At 70.1% G+C, this 6470-nt stretch carries 5 protein-coding genes and 1 pseudogene; 4 read left to right on the forward strand and 2 right to left on the reverse strand.

Annotated elements, in window-relative coordinates:
* Nucleotides 1–20: 20 nt before the first annotated feature.
* A complete protein-coding gene (locus GAS53_RS35280; RefSeq protein WP_151481841.1) occupies nt 21–2288 on the reverse strand; it encodes an MMPL family transporter in 2268 nt (755 codons plus the stop codon).
* A 433-nt stretch (nt 2289–2721) separates the two neighbouring features.
* Between GAS53_RS35280 and GAS53_RS35285 the strand changes: the two genes are divergently transcribed.
* Nucleotides 2722–3267, forward strand: coding sequence for a DUF1697 domain-containing protein (locus GAS53_RS35285; protein WP_151481855.1), 546 nt, complete (start codon nt 2722–2724; stop codon nt 3265–3267).
* Nucleotides 3260–3643 carry a nuclear transport factor 2 family protein gene (locus GAS53_RS35290; protein ID WP_151481842.1) on the forward strand — a complete coding sequence of 128 codons (384 nt, stop codon included), beginning with the start codon at nt 3260–3262 and terminating at the stop codon, nt 3641–3643. Before GAS53_RS35285 ends, GAS53_RS35290 begins: the two co-directional genes overlap by 8 nt.
* Here GAS53_RS35290 and GAS53_RS35295 read toward each other — a convergent pair.
* Nucleotides 3615–4505 carry a transglutaminase-like domain-containing protein gene (locus GAS53_RS35295; RefSeq protein WP_151481843.1) on the reverse strand — a complete coding sequence of 297 codons (891 nt, stop codon included), beginning with the start codon at nt 4503–4505 and terminating at the stop codon, nt 3615–3617. The genes GAS53_RS35290 and GAS53_RS35295 overlap by 29 nt on opposite strands.
* Nucleotides 4506–4645: 140 nt before the next feature.
* Between GAS53_RS35295 and GAS53_RS35300 the strand changes: the two genes are divergently transcribed.
* Both GAS53_RS35300 and GAS53_RS35305 read left to right on the forward strand, forming a co-directional pair.
* Entirely contained in the window at nt 4646–5683 is a 1038-nt protein-coding gene (locus GAS53_RS35300; protein ID WP_151481844.1) for a ketopantoate reductase family protein, read from the forward strand.
* Between the two features lie 10 nt (nt 5684–5693).
* Nucleotides 5694–6308: pseudogene (locus tag GAS53_RS35305) on the forward strand (TIGR03086 family metal-binding protein); the annotation flags it as partial.
* Between the last annotated feature and the right edge of the window lie 162 nt (nt 6309–6470).

Raw genomic sequence — 6470 nt, forward strand, 5'->3', positions numbered from 1 at the left:
TTCTGTTGGGTGTCAGGTTGTCAGACGCCGACCTTCTCGCCCTCGACCGCCGGCGGCGGAGGCGGGGACACGGCCTCGGGGGCCTCGTCGTGGGTGAGGTCCGGGAGGCGGTTCAGCCACTTCGGGAAGTACCAGTTGCGTTCGCCGAGGAGGGCCATGACCGCCGGGAGGAGCACGCCGCGGATGATCGTCGCGTCGATGAGGACCGCGGCCGCGAGGCCCACGCCCATCTGCTTCATGGACTGCATGGACAGCGTGCCGAAGATCGCGAAGACGGCGACCATGATGACGGCGGCGCTGGTGACGACACCGGCCGTGGTGACCACCCCGTGCTGGATGGCGTCCCGCGTCGGCAGCCCCCGCATCCGCGCCTCACGGATCCGCGAGACCACGAACACGTGGTAGTCCATCGAGAGCCCGAAGAGGATCACGAAGAGGAACAGCGGCAGCCAGGTGATGATGGCGCCCACACCCTCCGCGCCCACCAGCGACGCGCCCCAGCCGTGCTGGAAGATGCCGACCAGGATTCCGTAAGCCGCTCCCACCGAAAGGAGGTTGAGGACGATCGAGGTGATCGCGATCGTCAGCGAGCGGAACGACAGGAGCATCAGCAGGAAGGCGAAGACCACGACGAAGGCGAAGACCGGGGCCACCGCGCTGACGAGCTGGTCGTTGAAGTCCTTCGAGCCCGCGACCTGTCCGGTCACCGGAGCCTCGACCCCGTCCACCTTGCCGAGGGTCGCCGGACGGACCTCGTCGCGAATGGTCTCCAGGCTCTTCTCGGCCTTGTCCAGGTCCGAGCCGCCCACCAGCGGTACGTACACGAAGGCGACGTTCTGCGAGTCGTGCACCTTGACCTCGACCGGACCGCGCGAGGCGCCCGAACTGACCGCCCGCTCACGGAAGTCGGCGATCGCGGCCTTCACCTCGGCCGAGTTGATGTCGTCGGCCTTGACGACCACCTCGGCCGGGTCCGAACCGCCGGGGAAGGCCTCGTTCACCCGCTCGTACGTCGCCACGATCGGCAGCGAGTCGCCGAACTCCTGGTCCAGCGTGAGGTTCTGGGTCTTCATGCCGAGCGCGGGAGCCGCGATCGCCAGCAGCGCACCCGCCGCGACCACCAGCGAGATCGCCGGCTTCGCCAGCACTCCCCGCAGCACGCTCGTCCAGAACCGGCTCTCGCCGCCCGCCGAACCGCCGTTGCCCTTACGCCGCTTGTCCGGGTGCAGGAACGGAATCCGCCCCTTCTCGACCCGCGTACCGAGCAGCGAGAGGACCGCCGGCAGCACCGTCACCGAGCCGACCATGGCGACCGCCACGACCATCAGCGAGGCAAGCCCCATCGCCTTGAAGGTGGCGAGTCCGGTGAACAGCATGCCCGCCATCGCCACGCACACTGTGACACCGGAGACGATGATGGCGCGGCCGCTGGTCGCCGCGGCGATCCGCAGCGCCGTCTCGCTGTCCCTGCCCGCCGCGCGCTCCTCGCGCTCGCGCCGCAGATAGAACAGGCAGTAGTCGACGCCGACCGCCAGACCGACGAGCAGCATCACGGAGCTCGAGGCGTCGTCCATCGGCTGCAGATGGCTGACGATCCCCATCAGGCCCATCGTCGCCACGATCGCGGTGATCGCGAGCAGCACCGGCACCAGCGCCGCCACCAGCGCACCGAACGCGACCAGCAGGATGCCGAGGGCCACGGGCACGGCGGAGTACTCGGCCTGCTGGAAGTCGTCGCCGAACGCGTCGTCGAACGTCTTCATCATGCTGGCGCTGCCGATCTCCTCGATCCGCACCGAGTCATGATCCTTCTGCACCTCGTCGACGGCCTTCAGCACGGGTCCCACCCGCTCGCCCGCCGTATCCGCCTCGCCGCGCATGTCGAACTGCACCAGCGCGCTGCGGCCGTCCTTCGAGATCGTGTCCGTGTCGTACGGCGAGGTCACGTCGGTCACCTTGCCGGTGCCCTCGACCGCCTTCATCACGGCGTCGACCGCCGCGCGGAACTCGGCGTCCGTCGCCTTGACGCCCGCGTCCTTGGCCTGGACGAGCACGGTCTCCCCGGCCGGCTCGTCGATGCCCGCGTCCTCGATGATCGTCGCGGCCTGGCTGGTCTCGCCGCTGAGCTGATCGCTGTCCTTGAGCTCGACCGTGCCCGCCGCCGAGCCGAGCCCCATCGCCAGAACGACGAACAGCACCCAGATCCCGACGGCCGCCCAGCGATGCCGGGCGCTCCAGCCGCCGGCCCGGGCTGCTATGCCCCGTACCCGCGTGTCTCCGTTCCCCATGACGGGCCTTCCCCCTTGTCTTCGGTGCCGGCCCCCTGCCGACACCTTCAGCTTCGAAGGTATGGGGCGGATAAGGATCTTTCGTCGTGCTGCCCGGTGAGGTGTCGTGAGCCCGAGTCCTCCGCTCGGACCCCGCGGTATCAGCACTGAGGAGGATGAAGGTCCCTTACATGTAAGGGGACTCGTCCGGGATCGGGCTCAGGGGGTCCGGTCTGGCAGTGAAGATCCCCTTTGTTATTACGAAAGCTTGTTGAACAAGTCACAGGTGTGTGCGGGTGTTGATCTGAGCGCGCGGATCGGTCAGGGTTTCGAGCCAACCGGCCGGTAACTTGCGTTGCCCGGGCCGGTCCGGAGCCGCGGCCGTCGTGCCCACCCCCACGGGGCACGACGGCCGCTTTATCGTGTGCGGATGAGCGAGCGGAAGAGCGAGCGGATGACGAGGTACGCGGCGCTGTTGCGCGGGATCAACGTGGGCGGCAGCAAGAAGGTGCCGATGGCCGAACTGCGCACCCTCATGGAGGGCCTCGGATACGAGGACGTCCGTACGTATCTCCAGAGCGGGAACGCCGTCTTCGCCGGCGACCACGGCGACGAGGACACGCACGCCGCGGAGCTGTCGCGGGCGCTGGAGAAGCGCTTCGGCTTCACGGTCGACGTGCTGGTCCGCGACCACGCGTACCTCCAGGCCGTCCTCGACGCCTGCCCGTTCCCCGCCGCCGACCTGGAGGCCAAGCAGCTGCACGCCACCTACTTCTCGGCGCCGGCCGACCCCGAACGCTTCGCCTCGATCGACCAACAGGCCTTCCTCCCCGAGGAGTTCCGCCTCGGCGACCGCGTCCTCTATCTGTACGCGCCGGACGGCCTCGGCCGTTCCAAACTGGCGGAGAACCTGTCGAGGCCCCGGCTGCTGAAGGGCCTCGTCGCCACCACCCGCAACTGGAACACCGTCGTCAAACTCGCGGAGCTGACCAGTGGCTGACCGCAACCCCGCCGTCGAGGCGGCCATCGAGGGCGAACTGCGCCTCCTCGACCCGGAGATCCGCCGCTCGCCCGAACTCGTCGGGGCGCTGCTGCACCCCGACTTCCACGAGTTCGGCGCCTCCGGGCGGCACTGGGACCGGGCCTCGATCATCGACACCCTGGCCGCGAAGACCGAACCGGGGGGCCGCCCCAGCATCACCTCCCGTATGAAGGGCGTGCAGCTCGCCCCGGACCTGGTCCACCTCACCTTCGACACGGAGAACAACGGCCGCCACGTGCACCGCAGTTCGCTGTGGCGCAGGACGGAGGAAGGGTGGCTGCTGTACTTCCATCAGGGGACGCCGTTCAGCCCCGAAGGCGCTCGGGGAGCCTGACCTTCCGGACGCCGAGGTAGGTCGTGTGCGAGATGATCTCGTCCGGTACGGCGAGGCGGGGGTCCGCGGAGAGACGCCGGACCTCCTCGGACGACACGACTGAGGCGGCCTCGACCGCGGCCGCCGCGTCGAGCAGCGCGAGATCGTCCCCCGTCACCTCCGGCTCGTCCTTCGCCGCCAGACCCCACACGTCCCACGGCAGCACCTCCACCCCACCCAGGGCCGCGAGGTCGCGCACGACGTTGGCGCGCACGAACCACAGACCCCGCAGATCGTTCTCCGGGAGGCCGACCCCGAAGGTCCCGGGGTCCGCGTCGCCCCCACGGCACGCAAGCCAGCCGGCTCCGGCGACGAGGAACTGATCCCGCGGAACATCCAGCGGATCGAAGGACACGTCGTGCGCCCCGTCGGCGATCTGGGCGTCGGCGAGTCGCCAACTGCCGTCCGGCAGACGGTATTCGGTGACCCAGTGGTCCCCGTGGTGCACGGGGGAGGAGCCGTCTTCGAAGTACGTGGCGAAGCCGCACCGGACGCGTGCTGGTGTGCCCGTCGCACGCAGGAACGCGCACAGCAGCAGTGCGAAGTCCCGGCACGTTCCGGCGAACCGCTCACCGAACTCCCGGTGTTCGGTGAGCGGCGCCCGTCCGCGCTCGCGCAGGATGCGCAGTATCTCGCCGACGTACCGGGCCTCGGCGTCCTCGTGGCGGCGCTCTTCCGGCATCGCGTATCCGAAGTACCCGCCCTCCTCGCGATGGATGAGCAAGTTCCTCACGAGGACGGCCAGTTCACCGGGGTCGGTGGGCAGATCGGCCGGTACGGCGCCGGGATCGCTGTACGGGCTCTGCTTCAGGTAGAAGTCCATGCCCCGGACCCTCGGGTCTGCCCCAGGGACAAGGTCAACCCGGCTCGTCGAGGCGGGACATGTCCCCGCACGGGGGAGCGATGCGAAGCTTTCCGAAACCATTGATGGAACGTACATGCGACTGTGGCAGGCTCGGACGTATGCGCTACATCATCATCGGAGCAGGGGCCGTGGGCGGGGCCATCGGCGGCCGCCTCGCCGAATCGGGGCACGACGTGGTTCTCGTCGCGCGGGGCACGCAGTACGAGGCGCTGCGCGAGCGGGGGCTGCGCCTGGTGACCCCAGACGGGTCGCGCACCCACCGGCTGCCCACCGTCGACGGGCCGCACAGCCTCGGCGAGCTGCGCGCGGACGACGTCCTCGTGCTCGCCGTCAAGACGCAGGACAGCCAGGCGGCGCTGGAGGCGTGGGGCCCGGTGCCCGTCGCGGGCGGCGGTACGGCGGCCGAGCTGCTGCCCCTGGTCTGCGCGCAGAACGGCGTGGAGAGCCAGCGGCTCGCCTTGCGTCGCTTCCGGCGGGTGTACGGGGTGTGCGTGTGGCTGCCCGCCACCTTCGTCGAGCCGGGGGTCGTGTCCGCCGCCGGTACGCCGTTGACCGGCATCCTGCACCTCGGCCGGTTTCCGCACGGTACGGACGACACGGCGCGGCATATCGCCGCCGACCTGTCCGCGTCCCGCTTCGAGGCGCCGGTCGTGGCCGATGTGACGCGCTGGCAGTACGCCAAGCTCCTCGGCAACCTCGCCAACTCGATCGAGGCGGTCAGTGGGGTGCTCACCAGCGAGGAGGGCATCGCGCTCTACGGCCGGGTGCGCGCGGAGGGTGAGGCCGTGCTGGCCGCGGCGGGGATCGCGTACGCGAGCGACGAGGAGCAGAAGGAAGCCCGGGCGGACAAGATCCGCTTCGAGCCGTTCGACGGGTCCGAGCGGGGTGCCGGGTCGTCCTGGCAGTCGCTGAACCGCGGGACGGGGACGATCGAAGCGGACTACCTCAACGGGGAGATCGTTCTGCTGGGGCGGCTGCACGGTGTGCCGACGCCGCTCAACGACCTGCTGCAACGGCTCGCGAACGACTTCGCGCGTGAGCGGCGGACGGCGGGTTCGATGCCAGTGGCCGAACTGGTGCGACTGGCCGATGCGGCTGTCGCGTTTGTTCAAGAGGGTTCCGCGGCTCGTCCCTAGCGTGGAGCGCATGGACAAAGAGACGGCCGCCGAGAACGCGCCCTACACGATTGCCACCCTGTATCCGTCCATGGTCGAGTGCGCGGCCGAGGCCGCCCGGGTCGCGCGCGGGGTCGCGGCCACGCGGCTGGCCGAGCCGACCCATTGCCCGGGCTGGGACGTCCGGGCGATGGTCAACCACTGGGTTCTCTACACCTCCCACGGTCTGGAGCACCGGGCCCTGCGCAAGCCGCTCCCCGACGAGCTGACGGGCCGCGACTTCACCTCCGACCCCGGGTGGGCTGCGGCGTACGCGGCACAGCTCGACCGGGCCGTCGCCGCCTGGTCGGATCCGGTGGTGTGGGAGGGCGAGGTGGACCTCGGCATGGGGACGATGCCTGCCGGCGAGCTCGCCTCGATGATCGTCAAGGAGCTGGCGGTGCACGGCTGGGACGTGGCGGCGGCCACCGGCCAGGACTACCGGATCTCGGAACCGGCGGCCCGTATCGTCCTCGACGTCGTGGTCACCCACGGCGACCTCTACCGCCAGTACAACGGCTTCGCGGCGCCTGTGCCGGTGCCGGCTGACGCGCCCGTCTTCGAGCGCGCGCTGGCGTTGAGCGGCCGCGACCCGCGAACGCCGGCTTCTTTCGCCCTCGCCGCCCCTACCCGTTCCCGTCCCCTGGGGGCTGCGCCCCCAGACCCCGCTTGTCGGCCTAGCGGCCTCGTCCTCAAACGCCGGACGGGCTGAAGATCAGCCCCTCCGGCGTTTGAGGAGCGGGGGTTCGGGGGCTGGCCCCCGACGGGG

Origin of the sequence: Streptomyces albicerus, from assembly GCF_008905045.1 — a bacterium.
Taxonomy (GTDB): Bacteria; Actinomycetota; Actinomycetes; order Streptomycetales; family Streptomycetaceae; genus Streptomyces; species Streptomyces albicerus.

Coding starts and splice junctions, on each gene's coding strand:
- GAS53_RS35280 (WP_151481841.1), bottom strand. CDS start 2,288: ATGGGGAACGGAGACACGCGGGTACGGGGCATAGCAGCCCGGGCCGGC.
- GAS53_RS35295 (WP_151481843.1), bottom strand. CDS start 4,505: ATGGACTTCTACCTGAAGCAGAGCCCGTACAGCGATCCCGGCGCCGTA.
- GAS53_RS35300 (WP_151481844.1), top strand. CDS start 4,646: ATGCGCTACATCATCATCGGAGCAGGGGCCGTGGGCGGGGCCATCGGC.
- GAS53_RS35285 (WP_151481855.1), top strand. CDS start 2,722: ATGACGAGGTACGCGGCGCTGTTGCGCGGGATCAACGTGGGCGGCAGC.